Source organism: Streptomyces sp. NPDC096205 (assembly GCF_044763135.1).
Lineage (GTDB): Bacteria > Actinomycetota > Actinomycetes > Streptomycetales > Streptomycetaceae > Streptomyces.
Genome location: NZ_JBIWFS010000001.1, coordinates 331,509 through 347,560 on the forward strand (window position 1 = coordinate 331,509; position 16,052 = coordinate 347,560).

The 16,052-nt window shown below is 74.6% G+C and carries 16 protein-coding genes; 10 read left to right on the plus strand and 6 right to left on the minus strand.

The window, feature by feature from the left end; genetic code table 11:
• Positions 1 to 73: 73 nt before the first annotated feature.
• Genes ACIQ6Y_RS01530 through ACIQ6Y_RS01540 form a run of 3 tightly spaced genes read right to left on the minus strand, consistent with a single transcriptional unit; the run spans position 74 to position 2,159 of the window.
• Positions 74 to 829, minus strand: a complete 756-nt coding sequence (locus ACIQ6Y_RS01530; protein ID WP_404031272.1) for a class I SAM-dependent methyltransferase — start codon at positions 827 to 829, stop codon at positions 74 to 76.
• Positions 826 to 1,446 (minus strand): DUF2064 domain-containing protein, encoded by a 621-nt coding sequence (locus ACIQ6Y_RS01535; protein ID WP_404031274.1) that lies wholly within the window; start codon positions 1,444 to 1,446, stop codon positions 826 to 828. The genes ACIQ6Y_RS01530 and ACIQ6Y_RS01535 overlap by 4 nt, the downstream gene beginning before the upstream one ends.
• Positions 1,443 to 2,159, minus strand: coding sequence for a glycosyltransferase family 2 protein (locus tag ACIQ6Y_RS01540; protein ID WP_404031277.1), 717 nt, complete (start codon positions 2,157 to 2,159; stop codon positions 1,443 to 1,445). The genes ACIQ6Y_RS01535 and ACIQ6Y_RS01540 overlap by 4 nt, the downstream gene beginning before the upstream one ends.
• A gap of 111 nt (positions 2,160 to 2,270) precedes the next feature.
• On the opposite strand from ACIQ6Y_RS01540, the gene ACIQ6Y_RS01545 reads away from it, so the two are divergent.
• A complete protein-coding gene (locus ACIQ6Y_RS01545) occupies positions 2,271 to 3,005 on the plus strand; it encodes a response regulator transcription factor (protein WP_404031280.1) in 735 nt (244 codons plus the stop codon).
• A 3-nt stretch (positions 3,006 to 3,008) separates the two neighbouring features.
• Positions 3,009 to 4,118: a sensor histidine kinase gene (locus ACIQ6Y_RS01550; RefSeq protein ID WP_404031282.1), complete on the plus strand. Its 1,110-nt coding sequence runs from the start codon at positions 3,009 to 3,011 to the stop codon at positions 4,116 to 4,118.
• Between the two features lie 233 nt (positions 4,119 to 4,351).
• On the opposite strand, the gene ACIQ6Y_RS01555 is transcribed toward ACIQ6Y_RS01550, so the two are convergent.
• Complete coding sequence (locus ACIQ6Y_RS01555) at positions 4,352 to 5,341, minus strand: NAD-dependent epimerase/dehydratase family protein (RefSeq protein WP_404031285.1); 990 nt, start codon at positions 5,339 to 5,341, stop codon at positions 4,352 to 4,354.
• Between the two features lie 155 nt (positions 5,342 to 5,496).
• On the opposite strand from ACIQ6Y_RS01555, the gene ACIQ6Y_RS01560 reads away from it, so the two are divergent.
• From ACIQ6Y_RS01560 to ACIQ6Y_RS01575, 4 genes are all read left to right on the plus strand, one after another.
• Positions 5,497 to 6,921 carry an amidase gene (locus ACIQ6Y_RS01560; RefSeq protein ID WP_404031287.1) on the plus strand — a complete coding sequence of 475 codons (1,425 nt, stop codon included), beginning with the start codon at positions 5,497 to 5,499 and terminating at the stop codon, positions 6,919 to 6,921.
• A gap of 26 nt (positions 6,922 to 6,947) precedes the next feature.
• A complete protein-coding gene (locus ACIQ6Y_RS01565) occupies positions 6,948 to 7,166 on the plus strand; it encodes a hypothetical protein (protein ID WP_404031289.1) in 219 nt (72 codons plus the stop codon).
• 121 nt (positions 7,167 to 7,287) lie between these two features.
• Positions 7,288 to 8,676 (plus strand): flotillin family protein, encoded by a 1,389-nt coding sequence (locus tag ACIQ6Y_RS01570; protein WP_404031292.1) that lies wholly within the window; start codon positions 7,288 to 7,290, stop codon positions 8,674 to 8,676.
• Positions 8,677 to 8,724: 48 nt separating this feature from the next.
• Positions 8,725 to 9,174, plus strand: a complete 450-nt coding sequence (locus tag ACIQ6Y_RS01575; protein ID WP_404031295.1) for a type II toxin-antitoxin system PemK/MazF family toxin — start codon at positions 8,725 to 8,727, stop codon at positions 9,172 to 9,174.
• Positions 9,175 to 9,207: 33 nt separating this feature from the next.
• Here ACIQ6Y_RS01575 and ACIQ6Y_RS01580 read toward each other — a convergent pair whose 3' ends face one another.
• On the minus strand, positions 9,208 to 10,281 hold the full coding sequence (locus ACIQ6Y_RS01580; RefSeq protein WP_404031297.1) for a hypothetical protein: 1,074 nt from the start codon (positions 10,279 to 10,281) through the stop codon (positions 9,208 to 9,210).
• 207 nt (positions 10,282 to 10,488) lie between these two features.
• On the minus strand, positions 10,489 to 11,322 hold the full coding sequence (locus ACIQ6Y_RS01585) for a TIGR02452 family protein (protein WP_404031300.1): 834 nt from the start codon (positions 11,320 to 11,322) through the stop codon (positions 10,489 to 10,491).
• A 323-nt stretch (positions 11,323 to 11,645) separates the two neighbouring features.
• On the opposite strand from ACIQ6Y_RS01585, the gene egtA reads away from it, so the two are divergent.
• From egtA to egtD, 4 genes are read left to right on the plus strand one after another with little or no spacing between them, the layout of a single operon-like run.
• A complete protein-coding gene (gene egtA / locus ACIQ6Y_RS01590; protein WP_404031303.1) occupies positions 11,646 to 12,959 on the plus strand; it encodes an ergothioneine biosynthesis glutamate--cysteine ligase EgtA in 1,314 nt (437 codons plus the stop codon).
• Positions 12,956 to 14,278 (plus strand): ergothioneine biosynthesis protein EgtB, encoded by a 1,323-nt coding sequence (gene egtB, locus ACIQ6Y_RS01595; RefSeq protein WP_404031306.1) that lies wholly within the window; start codon positions 12,956 to 12,958, stop codon positions 14,276 to 14,278. Before egtA ends, egtB begins: the two co-directional genes overlap by 4 nt.
• Positions 14,278 to 15,069, plus strand: coding sequence for an ergothioneine biosynthesis protein EgtC (gene egtC / locus ACIQ6Y_RS01600; RefSeq protein WP_404031308.1), 792 nt, complete (start codon positions 14,278 to 14,280; stop codon positions 15,067 to 15,069). The genes egtB and egtC overlap by 1 nt, the downstream gene beginning before the upstream one ends.
• Positions 15,066 to 16,037, plus strand: a complete 972-nt coding sequence (gene egtD, locus ACIQ6Y_RS01605) for an L-histidine N(alpha)-methyltransferase (protein WP_404031310.1) — start codon at positions 15,066 to 15,068, stop codon at positions 16,035 to 16,037. The genes egtC and egtD overlap by 4 nt, the downstream gene beginning before the upstream one ends.
• The last annotated feature ends 15 nt before the right edge of the window (positions 16,038 to 16,052 follow it).

Sequence of the window (16,052 nt, forward strand, 5' to 3'; positions counted from 1 at the left end):
GGGTGCCGGCGGCCCTGTCGGCGTTGCTGCTGCTGGTGTGGTTCCCGCTGATCTGCGGGATGGTGGACCGGCGCTACCGGTCGGTGACCGCGCTGTCGCCGGACGGCTTCCTGGCCCGCTGGCTGCTGATCACGGCCGTCCTCTTCGGTGGTTCGGCGCTGCTGCTGGCGGTCCGGCTGCGCAGGGCGACGAAGCGGCGCCCGCCCGCGTCCCACTGAGCCACGGTGCTCCAGCCCGCCTCCCCGGCCAGCCGCAGCAGGGCGGGGGTGCCGAGCCGGGCCCAGGGGAACGCGCCGCCCGTCGCGCGGCGGGCGTCGGTGACGTCGACGACCTGCACCTGGACGCGTTCGTCGACGTCCGCCGGGTCGGTCTCGGCGATCAGCAGCCCGGCGGGGCGCAGCAGCCGGGCCGCCCGCTGAAGCAGGGCGCGGGGTTCGCCGCCGATGCCGATGTTGCCGTCCATCAGCAGCAGCGTGCCCCAGCGGCCCTCGGCGGGCAGCGGGTCGAACACCGAGCGGCGCAGCGCCGCCCCGCCGAGGCGGACGGTGTGGTCGACGGCGGCCTGGCTGACGTCGATGCCGAGGACGGTCCGGCCGTGCGCGGCGAGTTCGACGACCAGCCGGCCGGGCCCGCAGCCGATGTCGAGGACGGCGCCCTCACAGCGGTCGAGCGCCTTCCGGTCGGCCGCGTCCGCCCGTGCGCACCAGCGTTCCACCTCCAGCGGCAGCAGCCAGCCGTCGCTGCGGCGCAGGAACAGCGGGCCGCGGCCGGCGCGCAGGGCGGCGGCGTAGGGGTCGGCGGCCGCCCAGGCCGGGACCGTGGTGGTCACCGGTCGGCCGCCGTCGTGCAGCGGGCCAGCCGGGCGGCGAACCGGCCGTTGGGGGCGAGTGCCGCGACCGCGTGCGCGTCGGCTGCGGTGTCGACGTCCCGCAGCCGGGGCAGGTCGCGCACCCGGAGCCCGGCCGCGACGAGCCGCTCCCGCTGTACGGCCCCGGTGTCCGGCGTGGACATGGGCACGCCCCGCAGCAGCCCCGGGTCGGGCTCGGCGAGGCCCAGCGCCCAGAAGCCGCCGTCCTCGGCCGGGCCGAAGCAGGCGTCGTACGCCGTGAGGTCGACGGTGAGCAGGCCGGGCGTCACCTGCGGGGTGTCCATGCCGATGAGCAGCGTCGGCCCGCAGCAGTGCGCGAAGGCGTCCGCGAGCCGCTCGTCCAGGGTGCCCGCGCACTGCGGCACGACGTCGAAGCCGTACGGCAGCCAGGGCCCGGGCGTGCCGTCGAGGGCGAGGACGCGCCGGTCGGCCGGGGTGGCGGCCACGGCGTGGAGGGTGTCGGCGAGCGAGGCCTCGGCGAGCCGGGCGGCCTCCTCGGGGGTGAAGGGCGGGGTGAGGCGGGTCTTGACCCGGCCGGGGCGGGGTTCCTTGGCGATGACGAGGAGGGTGGTGGTCACCGTACGGCCCTTTCGGTCGCCGGGGGTTCGGCGAGGACGCGGCTCATGTCGCGGACGGCCTGCCAGGTGCCCCGCCAGGTGCCGGTCACCTTGGAGGCACCGGAGCGGGGCAGATAGGGCACGTCGTGCTCGCTGACGCGCCAGCCGGCGTCGGCGGCGCGGACGACCATCTGCAGGGGGTAGCCGCTGCGCCGGTCGGTGAGGCCGAGGGCGAGCAGGTCCGCGCGGCGGGCGGCGCGCAGCGGGCCCAGGTCGTGCAGGCGCAGCCCGCTGCGGCGGCGCAGCAGCCGGGTGAGCGCGAGGTTGCCGGCGCGGGCGTGGGCGGGCCAGGTGCCGCGCCGGACCGGGCGCCGCCGGCCGAGCACCAGGTCGGCCTCGCCGGCGAGGATCTCGCGGACGAACGGCACGAGGAGCGCCGGGTCGAGGGAGGCGTCGCAGTCGCAGAAGCAGACGATGTCGGCGGTGGCCGCCATCAGCCCGGTGTGGCAGGCGGCGCCGAAGCCGCGGCGCGGCTCGTGCAGGACGGTCGCGCCGAGCGCGCGGGCGATGTGCGGGGAGCCGTCGGTGGAGCCGTTGTCGACGACCAGCGCGCGCCAGCCCGGCGGAATGCGCCGCAGCACCCAGGGCAGGGCCTCGGCCTCGTCCAGGCAGGGAAGCACCACGTCGACGTCCGGTGGAAGGGCCGGTGGAAGGGGCGGTGGAAGGGGCGTCACGCTTTCACCCTACGCATCCGATCCGGACATTCCGGGCGCGTGCTCCTTACGAAACGCGGACGTCGCGTCCGTGCGCGATCCGCCTCCCGGCAGGGATGCGAGGCTGGGGTCATGCAGCAGCCGCACGAGCCCTCCGGGGCGCACCGCCAGGGCCCTTCGTCGGCCCGGGTCCTGGTCGTCGACGACGATCCGACCGTCTCCGAGGTCGTGGCCGGATACCTGGACCGGGCCGGTTATGTCGTCGACCGCGCGGACGACGGTCCGACCGCCCTCACCCGGGCCGCGGCCCACCGGCCCGACCTGGTGGTGCTGGATCTGATGCTGCCCGGCATGGACGGCCTGGAGGTGTGCCGGCGGCTGCGCGGACGCGGTCCCGTGCCGGTGATCATGCTGACCGCGCGCGGCGACGAGGACGACCGCATCCTGGGCCTGGAGGTCGGTGCGGACGACTACGTCACCAAGCCGTTCAGCCCCCGCGAACTGGTGCTGCGCGTGGAGTCGGTGCTGCGCCGCAGCCGCCCCGCGCCCTCGGGACATCGGGTGACCGCGGCCGGGCTGAGCATCGACCCGGACGCCCGCCGGGTCACCAAGGACGGCTCCGAACTCACCCTCACCCTGCGGGAGTTCGACCTGCTGCTGTTCTTCCTGCGCCATCCGGGGCGGGCGTTCGGCCGCGAGGAGCTGATGCGGGAGGTGTGGGGCTGGGAGTTCGGCGACCTGTCGACGGTGACGGTGCACATCCGCCGGCTGCGCGGCAAGGTCGAGGACGATCCGGCCCGTCCTCGCCTCATCCAGACGGTGTGGGGCGTGGGGTACCGCTTCGAGCCGGGCACGGAGGAGGACTGACCGATGCCGGACGCTCTTCTCATCGCCCTGTACGCCTTCGCGGGCGCCGCCGCCACCGGTCTGGCCGGGGCGGGCGTCCTCTTCCTGATCCGGCGGCGCTCGCTGACCGCCTCGCTCGCCGTGGTCGCGGCGGTCGGGGTGGTCGCGATGCTGGCGGGGACCCTCGCCGTGGCGTGGGCGATGTTCCTGTCCCCGCACGACCTGACCGTTGTCACGACCGTCGTCGCCATGGCGGCCGTGGTGTCGCTGGCGACCGCGCTGCTGCTGGCCCGCTGGGTCGTCGCCCGCAGCCGGGACCTCGCCGTCGCGGCCCGCTCCTTCGGCGACGGCGGCGCCTTCGCTGCGCCCGACGGGCCGACCACCGCCGAACTGGACGCGCTCAGCCGGGAGTTGGCCGCCACCAGCGCCAAGCTCGCCGAGTCCCGGGAGCGGGAGCGGGCCCTCGAGACCTCGCGGCGCGAGCTCGTCGCCTGGATCTCGCACGATCTGCGCACCCCGTTGGCCGGGCTGCGCGCGATGTCGGAGGCGCTGGAGGACGGCGTGGCCACCGACCCGCCCCGCTATCTGCGGCAGATGCGCACCGAGGTCGAGCGCCTCAACGACATGGTCGGCGACCTCTTCGAGCTGTCCCGGATCCACGCGGGCGCGCTCGCCCTGGCGCCCACCCGGATGTCCCTGTACGACCTGGTCGGCGACGCGCTGGCCGGGGCGGACCCGCTCGCGCGGGAGCACGGGGTGCGGCTGGTGGGCGGCCGTGTCGAGCCGGTGCCCGTCGAGGTGGACGGCAAGGAGATGAGCCGGGTGCTGGGGAATCTGCTGGTCAACGCGATCCGGCGGACCCCGGCCGACGGCACGGTCGCGGTGACGGCCGAGCGCTCACCCGAAGGGGTCGTGCTGTCCGTCTCGGACGGCTGCGGCGGCATCCCCGAGGAGGACCTGGCGCGCGTCTTCGACACCGGCTGGCGGGGCACCGACGCCCGGACGCCCCCGGCGGGCGCGGGGCTCGGCCTCGCCATCGTCCGCGGCATCGTCGAGGCCCACCGGGGCCGGGCCACGGTCCGCAACATCCCGGGCGGTTGCCGCTTCGAGGTGGTCCTGCCTACGGCGCCGTAGCTGCTGCTGCCGCGCAAACTCCCATAGGACGTCCGCGCATCCGAGGGACCCAGCCGACAGCGCCGCAATTACTTCACCCGCGAGAAGTACGCCGTCCGCGGATCCGCGGGGCTCCGGCCGACGGCGCCGTGACCACTGCTCCCGCACGCCGCCCGCGAACCCGAGGGCCCAGCCGACAGCGCCGTAGCCGCTCCTCCCGCGCGAACGCAAAGACCCGGCCGACAGCACCGCAGCTACTCCTCCCGCGCGAACTCCCGCACGCCCTCCGCGAATCCGACCTCCGGCCGCCAGCCCAGCGCAGCGCGCAGGCGGGCGGAGTCGGCGGTGATGTGCCGTACGTCGCCCAGCCGGTACTCGCCGGTGACGCGGGGCGCGGGCCCGCCGTGCGCGGCGGCCAGCGCCTCGGCCATCTCGCCGACGGTGTGCGGCTCGCCGCTGCCGGTGTTGTACGCGGTGAGGGCGCCGGGGGCGGACCCGGCCTCCAGCGCCAGCGCGTTGGCCGCGGCCACGTCCCGCACATGCACGAAGTCGCGCCGCTGGCGCCCGTCCTCGAAGACGCGGGGTGCCTCACCGCGGGCGAGCGCCGAGCGGAAGAAGGAGGCGACCCCCGCGTACGGGGTGTCGCGGGGCATCCGGGGCCCGTACACGTTGTGGTAGCGCAGCGACACCGCCGAGCCGCCGGTGCAGCGGGCCCAGGCGGCGGCGAGGTGCTCCTGGGCGAGCTTGGTCGTGGCGTACACGTTGCGCGGGTCCACGGGGGCGTCCTCGCCGACGAGGCCGGGGGCCAGGTCCGCGCCGCAGTGCGGGCACACGGGCTCGAACCGTCCCGCGTCCAGGTCGGCGACGGCCCGCGGGCCGGGGCGTACGGTGCCGTGGCGGGGGCAGGTGTACCGGCCCTCGCCGTAGACGACCATCGACCCGGCCAGCACCAGACGCGGCACCCGTGCCTCGGCCATCGCGGCGAGCAGCACGGCGGTGCCCAGGTCGTTGTGCGAGACGTACGCGGCGGCGTCGGCGACGCCCTTGCCGAGGCCGACCATCGCCGCCTGGTGGCACACGGCGTCGACCCCGGTCAGCGCCCGGGCGACCGCTTCGGGGTCGCGGACGTCCTCGGCGGGGTCCGCCCGGACGTCGTAGCTCACCGCCTCGTGCCCGCGGCGGCGCAGTGCCTCGACGACATGGGACCCGATGAACCCGGCTCCGCCGGTGACCAGCACACGCATGCCGTCACGCTAGGCCGGGTCGGGTGCCGGCCGGCCCTGCCGCGCCCGTGGCGTCACCGCTCCGTAAGACCTCGTGCGGTGAAGTGCGTTCCGCCGCCGCCCTGCTGACGTTACCGTTCGGTAGGACAACGAGGTCGTCCCCGGAGGTGCCCCCCATGACGCTCGACCGTGCCGCAGGTCTGGCGGAGACCGCCCGTGCGCTGGCCGCCGGGGAGGTGACCTCGCGCGTCCTCGTCGAGCAGACCTTGGCCCGCATCGAGGCGACGCAGGGGTCGCTGAACGCCTTTCGGGTGGTGCGGGCCGAGGCCGCGCTCGCCGAGGCCGACGCCGCGGACCGGCAACTGGCCGCGAGAGCGCGCCTGCCGCTGCTCGGGGTGCCGGTCGCGGTGAAGGACGACATGGACGTGGCGGGCGAGCCGACCGCGTTCGGCTGCCGGGGCGAGTTCCCGCCGTCCGCCGAGGACGCGGAGGCGGTACGGCGGCTGCGCGCGGCCGGGGCCGTGATCGTCGGCAAGACCAACACCTGCGAGCTGGGACAGTGGCCGTTCACGGAGGGGCCCGCGTTCGGCGCGACCCGCAATCCGTGGAACGTGGGCCATACGCCCGGGGGTTCGTCGGGAGGCTCGGCCGCCGCGGTCGCCGCGGGTCTGGTGCCGGCCGCGCTCGGCTCGGACGGGGCCGGCTCCGTGCGCATCCCCGCCTCCTGGACGAACCTGGTCGGCATCAAGCCGCAGCGCGGCCGGATCTCGACCTGGCCGCGCGGCGAGGCCTTCCAGGGCATCACCGTCAACGGCACCCTCGCCCGCACGGTCGCCGACGCGGCCCTGCTGCTGGACTGCGCGAGCGGCAACCACGCGCTCGACCCGCACCGGCCCGCGCCGCTGGACCTCTCGGCCGCCGTCGGCCGCGACCCCGGCCGGCTGCGCATCGCGCTCGCACTGAAGCCGCCGTTCACCGCGCTGCGCGCCCGCCTCGATGCCGAGATCCGCGCCCGGGTCGTCGAACTCGCCGAGAAACTGGCCGCGTTGGGCCACACCGTGGAGGAGGCCGACCCGCCCTACGGGCAGATCGGGCTGACCTTCGTGCCGCGCGCCACCGCGGGCATCGCCGAGTACGTGCGCGAGACCCCCTCACCCGCGCTGCTGGACCCGCGCACCCGGGACGCCGCACGGCTCGGCAGGCTGCTCGGCGGTGTCCCGCTGCGCGCGGCGCGCCGGGCGGAGGCGGTGCTGCACCGCCGCATCGGCGCGTTCTTCACGTCGTACGACGTCATCCTCGCGCCCACGACGGCCGCGCCCCCGCCCCGGATCGGGGCCCTGCTGGGGCTCGGGGGGTTCGCGACCGACCGGGCGATGATCGCGGCCTGTCCGTACGCGTGGCCGTGGAACGTGCTCGGCTGGCCCGGGGTGAACGTCCCGGCCGGGTTCGTCTCCGGTGGCCTGCCGGTCGGCGCCCAGCTACTGGGGCCCGCTTCCAGTGAGCCCCTCCTGGTGTCGCTCGCCGCCCGGTTGGAGGCGGAGCTGCGCTGGCACGAGCGGGTGCCGCCGCCGGAGCTCGGCGTGGATTCCCGGGCCGCGTGAGGCCGTTCGGCCCGTACGCTGTGACCATGGACGACACCACGATGGTCGGGCTCCTGGGGCGGGTCACCGGCACGATCGGGCCCGGGCTCGTCGGCGAGGTGATCGTCCGGGTGCGCGGCGGCGCCGAGCACTTCCTCGCCTACGCGGCCTCCGGCGCGGAGCGCATCGAGCGGGGCACGGTGGTGACGGTCGTGGAGTACCTGCCGCCGCGGACCGTCTATGTCTCGGCCGTGTACGGCAGTTGAGGCGGCGGGAACTTCGTACCAAGCGGGCAACAGCGGCCGGGCGGGCCCTGTACACCGCCTGTGGCGTGCCTCACACTCCCGGGTACGTTCGGTGCCGCCAGGCACCCGGCACAGGGGGTGTATGCCGATGTTCGTCGGCGTCGTCGCGGGGACGGCTCTGGCCGCCCTGCTCGTTCTGATCGGCCTGTTCAAACTGATGTGGCGCGTCGCGGAACCCAACGAGGCCCTGATCATCTCCGGCTCCAAGCACCGTCTGGAGGGCCTGGAGGAGGGCATGGGGTTCCGGATCGTCACCGGCCGGGGCACGCTGGTGCTGCCCGGAGTTCAGGCCGTGCGCAAGCTGTCGCTGGACCTCAACCAGACCGAACTGCACGTCGACTGCGTCACGCACCAGGGCATTCCGCTGAAGGTGCGGGGCGTGGTCATCTTCAAGGTCGGCGACGACTTCGTGTCGATCGCCAATGCCGCCCGGCGTTTTCTGGACCAGCAGAAGCTGATGGCGGAGCGGGTGCACACGGTGTTCGCCGGTCATCTGCGGGCGATCGTGGGCGGGTTGACGGTCGAGGACATGATCCGCGACCGTGAGAAGCTCACCGGGCAGGCGCGGGCGGCCTGCGGCACCGAGATGGAGAAGCTCGGCCTGATCGTCGACTCGCTGCAGATCCATGAGATCGAGGACCCGACCGGCTACATCAAGAACCTCTCCGCCCCGCACACCGCGGCCGTGCGGCGCGACGCGCGCATCGCGCAGGCGCAGGCCGACCGGCTGGCCACCGAGGCGGAGCAGCAGGCGTTCGCGCGGATGGCGGAGGCGACCCGCGACAGCGAGATCCTCAAGGCCGGCTACCAGGCCGAGCAGGACAAGGCCGCCGCCACGGCCCGGCAGGCGGGCCCGCTCGCCGAGGCGGGCGCCCGGCAGGAGGTCGTCGTCCAGGAGACGCGCGTCGCCGAACTGGAGGCGCAACGGCGCGAGCAGCAGCTCCAGGCCGATGTGCGCAAGCCCGCCGACGCCAAGGCCTACGAGCAGCGCACCCTCGCCGACGCCGAGCGCGACGCGCGGATGTCGGTGGCCGAGGCGAAGGCCCGCGAGACCCGGGCCTCCGGCGAGGCCGAGGCGGCCGCCACCCAGGCCAAGGGACTCGCCGAGGCGGAGGCGCTGCGGGCGAAGGGACTCGCCGAGGCGGAGGCCATCAAGGCACGCGCGGCCGCGCTCGCCGAGAACCAGGAGGCCGTCGTCGCCCAGCAACTCGCCGAGAACTGGCCGGAGATCGTGCGGGCCGGCGCCTCCGCGTTCGGCAACGTCGACAACATGGTGCTGCTCAACGGCGCCGACGGCATGGCCGACCTGTTCGCCAAGGCGCTCACCATGGGCGGCACGGGTCTCGGGCTGGCCCGGCAGTTGCTCGCCTCGATGAACCAGAACGGGACGTCGCCGGTGAACGGCGCCACCGTCCCTGTCCCGAAAGTCCCGGTGAATTCCGCCCAGAAGGTCCAGGTCGACGAAACCTGAGCCGGACCGGCACCCGCGGTCGCGGCGGCACCCTCTAAGGTGCCTGTCGTGACCGCGTTCATCGATGAGAACACGCCAGGCCGCTACGGCCCGCACGCGACCACCGAGATCGATCCGCACTCGGTGGGCCGGGTGCACACCGAGTACTGCCCCGCCCACGACGGCGACCCGGACCCCGGCGAGATCGTGTGGACGTGGGTGCCGTACGAGGAGCACGACGGACGGGGCAAGGACCGGCCGGTGCTGGTGGTGGCCCGGGAGCGCGGCAGGGGCACGCTCCTCGCGGTACAGCTGTCCAGCAAGCGGCACGACCACCAGCGGGAGTGGGTGGCGATCGGCAGCGGCCCGTGGGACAGCTCCGGCCGGGAGTCCTGGGTCGACGTCGACCGGGTGCTGCGCCTCCATGAGCAGGGCATGCGCCGCGAGGCGTGCGCGCTGGACCGGATGCGGTTCAACCTGGTCCGGCGGCGCCTGCACGAGCGCTACGGCTGGACCTGAGGCAGGACGCCGGCACGGTCCGGAAGACAGGCCCTAGGAACGGGTGGCGGTCACGCAACCGTCGCCCGTGCCCGTCGTGCCGACCGGCTCGCTGCGGTCGTACGGATCGAGCCGGCGGCCCTCGTCGGTGTTCTGCTCGTCAGCCGTGCCGAAGGGCGGCACGAAGTAGCCGGTCGGGGCGGAGCAGCCGCCGTTGGTCATGTCGAGTACGTAGGACACGAGGGACAGCGTTCCCGGTTCGGTGACGATCTCGGCCGGGTCGTCCCAGCTCATCACCACCTCGCGGCGCACGATCGTACGGATGACCTCGGTGTCCCGCCCGCTGTCGCCCGCCGGGGCGACCGGGTACACGAAGGTGACGTCCGCCGTCACCTCGACCGCCCCCCGTTTCCCCTCCCGGTACGTGAGCCGGCCGCGCGTCTTGACCACGTCACCGACCAACTGGGCCTGGCCCGGCCGGAATCGGCTGAACAACAGCAGCGGGTCGTTCTCGGCCGTGGGCGCCGTCGGGGACAGGGCGGCACGGAGATAGTCCTGGACGTCCTTCTGGTGCGGGTTCAGCAGCGCGATCGCCTTCGTGGGCCGTTCGCCGCGCAGCACACGGGAGTCGAGGCTCGCGGCCACCAGGAAGTCCCGGCTCCGGCGCAGTGCCCGCTCGACCTGGGCGGCGTCCATCCAGCCGGTCGCCCGGGCCGGTGGCACCCTGATCCCGGCCGCTCCGTCGGCCCAGCGGGCGGCGGGCGAGCCCCGGAAGGGTTCGGCGAGCGTGGGGCGCAGGTCCGGCTCGGCACCGGGCGCCTCCCGCGGCCTCTCCGACTCGGCGGCCAACGGCGCCCCGTCCTGTCCGCCGCCGCCGAACCAGCCGACGACCTGCTGCGGGAAGAGGCCCACGACCAGGAGGGACACGGCCACCACCAGTCCGGCCACGTACCAGCCCGTCCTGCTCCGGGGCCGGGCCGGCGTGTACGTACGCCAGCCCTCCGGCTGTCCGGAGCGCTCCCGCAGCCGCCGCTCCACCTCGCGGGCGCGCGCCGACGGCTCCACGGGGGCCCCGGACGCGCCCGTCACCGATTCACGGAGGAACCGCTCCCATTCCTCGTCGGACACGGACGACCCGTCCTGCCCCCCGGCCCCGCTCACACCGCACCCCCGTTGCCGTTCGATCGCTTGATCGCTCGATCGCTCGATGTCCATGGCTCGATCGCTCGACCGTACGATCGGTTGACCGCGCACGGTCCGTTCGAGAGCCGCCCGCATGATCGCATGATCGAGCCGCTGGCGGACACCGCATCGTCGTACATACGTGCGGGACCGCTACGGCTGGGCCCGAGGCGGCGGTTGGGCGAAGGTGCGCTCGAAGGCGCCCCGTACCGCCGCGCCCCGTGTGCGGTCCAGCACGCCAAAGACCACGTGCTCGAATGTGCCGGCGAACCGTCCGCCGGGCCCCAGCAGCGCGTGGAAGGCGCCTGCCACCTGCGCCGGGTCGTTCTGGAAGACGCCGCAGCCCCAGGCGCCGAGCACCAGCCGCCGGTAGCCCTCGGCGGCGGCCGTCTCCAGGACGCGCTCGGCGCGCGCAGACAGGGCCCGCGGGAGCTCGGCGGCGCGCTCCGGTGCCGTACGGCGGACGACACCGGCGTTCGGGGCGGCGGCGGTCAGGAAACCCGCGAGGTACGGCTCGTCGAGGAGGCCGCCGCGGTCGTCACGGAAGACCGGCACGGCCGGTGAGTGGATGACGCGGTCCGTGTAGAACGGGTCGCGGTGGGTGCGGTGGTGGTCGTAGAACCGCGGGGCCGCGCGCAGGCAGGTGTACAGCGCCGAGGCGCGGCACAGGGCCTCCTCCTGGGCCTGGGCGCCGTTGAGGAAGCCGCCGCCGGGGTTGCGGGCGGAGGCGAAGTTGAGGACGGCCACGCGGCCGCCGACCCGGCGGGCGGCCTCCAGGCTGCTCTCGCCGGTGACCTCGGTCTTCGTCGTCGCAGGCGTGACCGGACCGGTCGGCGGGACCGGTTCGGGACCGTACACACGGGTGCCCGCGCGGGCCGCCTCGACGGCCGCCGCGAGCGGCACCTCGTGTCCGGCCGGGGCCCGGTAGGACCCGGCCGCGACGATCTCTTCCGTCTCCTTCGCAATGCCGCGCAGGCGCGCGCTCACGGCGCCACCCCCGTCGGCGCCGTGGGCACGCACCGCGCGCCCTCCCCCGTCGTGCTCATGGACGCATCCTGCGCAATGCTGGACGTGCGGGCAAAGGGTTTTCGACGAGATCGGAAACGGACGGTGACGACCCGGCCCCCACCCCCTGAACGACCAGCGAAGATCACGACAACGTTGCGGAATCGGAGGTTCACACTCCCGGAAGTCCCGGGGGGCACCCTTGTGCGAATCGTTCGGAGGGTCTTGGCTGGGACGGATGAGGCCGCCCGGGGCCCAGGGGAACCGGGCCGGAGGCATGAGGGAACGCGTTGGAGGATCCTGGCATGTCCGATTCGGCAGGCGACTGTACGGAGCCCCGCAGGGCCATCACGGAAGCCGAGGTCGAGGCCCTGGTACGGGGCATCTGCTTCAAGACCGGACCACCCGGCACCGTCGGGGTCGAGGTGGAGTGGCTGGTCCACGAGCCGCACCGGCCGTGGTCCCCCGTGGCACCCGAACGTCTCGCGGCGGCCTACGCCGCACTGCGCACGGTCCCCCTGGGATCGGCGCTCACCGTCGAACCCGGCGGTCAGCTGGAGCTGAGCTCACCGCCCGCCGCGTCCCTGACGGAAGCCGTCACGGTCGTCTCCGCCGACCTCGCCGCCGTACGGGCGGCCCTGCGCGGACACGGCCTGGCGCTGCTCGGCATCGGCCAGGACCCCTGGCGGCCGCCGCGCCGCTATCTGCACTCGCCGCGCTACGACGCGATGGAGACCTGCCTGGACCGCACGGGTCCGGCGGGCCGCGACATGATGTGCGCCTCGGCGTCGGTGCAGGTGTGCCTGGACGCCGGCCACGAGGAGCCCGGCCCGCTCGGGATGGGGCGGCGCTGGTGGCTCGCGCACCAGCTGGGCGCGGTTCTGGTGGCCGCCTTCGCGAACTCGCCGCTGGCCGGCCGCAGGCCCACCGGCTGGCGCTCCACCCGGCAGCTGACCTGGACCCGCATCGGCCCGGGGCGGGCGGGCGCGCCCGCGCTGGACGGCGACCCGCGCACCGCCTGGGCCCGGCATGTGCTGGACGCGCCGGTGATGTGCGTACGCCAGGAGGGCGGGCCGTGGGAGGTGCCCGAGGGGCTGACCTTCCGGGAGTGGACCCGCTCCGGCGGGCCGCGGCCGCCCACCCGCGAGGACCTCGCCTACCACCTCACGACGCTGTTCCCGCCGGTCCGGCCGCGCGGCCATCTGGAGCTGCGCATGATCGACGCCCAGCCGGGCGACGACGGCTGGATCGTGCCGCTCGCGGTGACGACGGCCCTGTTCGACGATCCGGAGGGCGCGGAGACGGCCTATCGCGCCGTCAAGCCGCTGGCCGAGCGCTCCCTGTCGCTGCCCGCCCCGCACAATCCGCTGTGGCGCGACGCCGCCCGCGACGGGCTCTCCGATCCCGAGCTGCGCGAGGTCGCCGAGCTGTGCTTCGCGGCGGCCCAGGAGGCGCTGCCGCGGCTGGGCGCCGGGCGGGAGGTCACGGACGCCGTCGCGGCGTTCGCGGACCGCTATGTGGCCCGGGGCCGCTGCCCCGCCGACGATCTGCTCGACCGCCTCCACCGCACGGATCTCTCCCCGGTCACCGGGGCGCACGGGAAGGACATCCCCGCATGACCACCGAGCCGGCCCTCGACCCCGAGACCTTCCGCGAGCGGGCGCTGGCCTCGCTGACCACCGCCCGCGACCGTACGACGCTGCTGACCAGCTGTGTGGAGGACCCGGACCTCACCGCCCAGCACTCGCCGCTGATGTCGCCGCTGGTGTGGGACCTGGCGCACATCGGCAACCAGGAGGAGCAGTGGCTGCTGCGGGCCGTCGCCGGGCAGGAGGCGATGCGGCCCGAGATCGACAGCCTCTACGACGCCTTCGAGCATCCGCGCGCCGAGCGGCCCAAGCTGCCGCTGCTGCCGCCCGGGGAGGCCCGCAGGTACGCGGCCCAGGTGCGCGGGCGGGTCCTGGACGTGCTGGAGGGGGCCGCGTTCCAGGGCGGCACCCGGCTGACGGAGGCGGGCTTCGCGTTCGGGATGGTCGCCCAGCACGAACAGCAGCACGACGAGACCATGCTGATCACCCATCAGCTCCGCAAGGGCCCGCAGGCGCTGACCGCACCGGACCCGGAGCCGGTGCCGCTGTTCACGGGTCCGGCCGAAGTCCTGGTGCCGGGCGGCCCGTTCACCATGGGCACCTCCACCGAGCCGTGGTCGCTGGACAACGAACGCCCCGCGCACCGGCGGGAGGTGGCGCCCTTCTGGATCGACACCACGCCGGTCACCAACGGCGCCTACCTGGCGTTCATCGAGGACGGCGGCTACGACACCGAGCGCTGGTGGACGTCCGAGGGCTGGGCGCACATCCGCCGCAACTCCGTCCGGTCCCCGCTGTTCTGGCGCCTGGACGGCGGGCAGTGGCTGCGCCGCCGGTTCGGGGTGACCGAGGTGGTGCCGCCCGAGGAGCCGGTGCTGCACGTGTCCTGGTACGAGGCCGACGCCTACGCCCGCTGGGCCGGGCGGCGGCTGCCCACCGAGACCGAGTGGGAGAAGGCCGCCCGCTTCGACCCGGCCACGGGCCGTTCCCGGCGCTACCCGTGGGGCGACGCCGACCCGGGCCCCGAGCACGCCAACCTCGGGCAGCGGCATCTGCGCCCGGCCCCGGCCGGCAGCTACCCGGCCGGTGAATCGCCGCTCGGCGTGCGGCAGTTGATCGGTGACGTGTGGGAGTGGACGGCGAGCGACTTCCTGCCCTACCCCGGGTTCGCGGCATTCCCGTACAAGGAGTATTCCGAGGTGTTCTTCGGGCCCGAGTACAAGGTGCTGCGCGGCGGTTCGTTCGCCGTGGACCAGGTGGCCTGCCGGGGCACGTTCCGCAACTGGGACTATCCGATCCGTCGGCAGATCTTCTCCGGATTCCGCACCGCGCGCTCGGAGTCGGTCTGATGTGCCGTCACCTGGCCTATGTGGGCCCCGAAGTGCCGCTCGGGCGGCTGCTGTTCGAGCCGTCCCACTCGCTGTACCGGCAGTCCTGGGCGCCCAGGCGGCAGAAGCACGGCACGGTCAACGCGGACGGCTTCGGGATCGGCTGGTACGCCGAGGGCGACCCGGTACCGGCCCGCTACCGGCGCTTCGGGCCGATCTGGGCGAACGGCGGCCTCACCGACCTGGCCCGGGTGGTGCGCACGACCGCGCTGCTCGCGGCGGTGCGGGACGCGACCGTGCCGAGCCCCGACGGGGAGGCAGCGGCGGCACCCTTCGCCGGGGACCGCTGGCTGTTCAGCCACAACGGCGCCGTCACCGGCTGGCCGGACTCCCTCGCGCCGGTCGCCGCGGGTCTGGCACCGGTGGACCTGCTGCGGCTGGCGGCCCGCAACGACTCCGCGCTGGTCTGGGCGCTGGTGCTGGCCCGGCTGCGGGCCGGTGACGACATGGGCCGGGCGCTGGCCGACACCGTCCCCGAGGTGGCCGCGGCCGCCCCGGGCTCCCGGCTGAACCTGCTGCTGACCGACGGCACCTCCATCGCCGCGACCGCATGGGGCGACACCCTGTGGTACCTCAGCGAGCCCGGCCGGGGCACGGTCGTGGCCTCCGAGCCCCATGACGACGATCCGCTGTGGCGGGAGGTCCCCGACCGCACCCTGCTCGTGGCGACCGGCACCGACGTCCAGCTCTCCCCCCTCAAGGAACCGAGCGACGCCTCGGCCCCCGCATCCCCGAAGGAGCCCCGTCCGTGAGCCAGTTCCGTCTCACCCGCCTGCTCGCCGAGGACGCCACCGAGGCCGCGCTGCGCGCCGACGTCCTGGGCGGACTCACCGCGCACCCCAAGACGCTGCCGCCGAAGTGGTTCTACGACGCCCACGGCAGCGACCTGTTCGAGCAGATCACCGAGCTGCCCGAGTACTACCCGACGCGCGCCGAGCGGGAGATCCTGCTCGACCGGTCCGACGAGATCGCCGCCGCGCTGCCCGCCCGCACACTGGTCGAGCTGGGCTCGGGCTCCTCCGACAAGACGCGGCATCTGCTGAGCGCGCTGACCTCGCTCGGGACGCTGGAGACGTACGTCCCGGTCGACGTCAGCGACAGCGCCCTGGCGCAGGCCGGCGAGGCGCTGGTGGAGGAGTTCCCGGGGCTGGGCGTGCACGCGCTGATCGCCGACTTCACCGCCGAGATGGCCCTGCCGGACACTCCGGGGCCGCGCCTGGTGGCGTTCCTCGGCGGCACCATCGGCAACCTGCTGCCCGCCGAGCGGGCGGAGTTCCTCGCCTCCGTGCGGGCCATGCTCTCCCCCGGCGACGCGCTGCTGCTCGGCACGGACCTCGTCAAGGACGAGCAGACTCTGGTCCGGGCGTACGACGACGCGGCCGGGGTGACGGCGGCGTTCAACAAGAACGTGCTGACCGTCGTCAACCGCGAGCTCGGTGCCGACTTCGACCCGGCCGCGTTCGACCACGTGGCGCTGTGGGACACCGAGCGGGAGTGGATCGAGATGCGGCTGCGCGCCCGCAGCGAGCAGACCGTGAAGATCCCCGCCCTGGACCTCGCCGTGGACTTCGCCGCGGGCGAGGAGCTGCGCACCGAGGTGTCGGCGAAGTTCCGCAGGGACGGCGTACGCACCGAACTGGCGGCTGCCGGGCTGGAGTTGAGCCACTGGTGGACGGACGCGCAGGGGCGATTCGCCCTGTCGCTGAGCACGGCGAGGTGAGACGAGGCGCCCGGC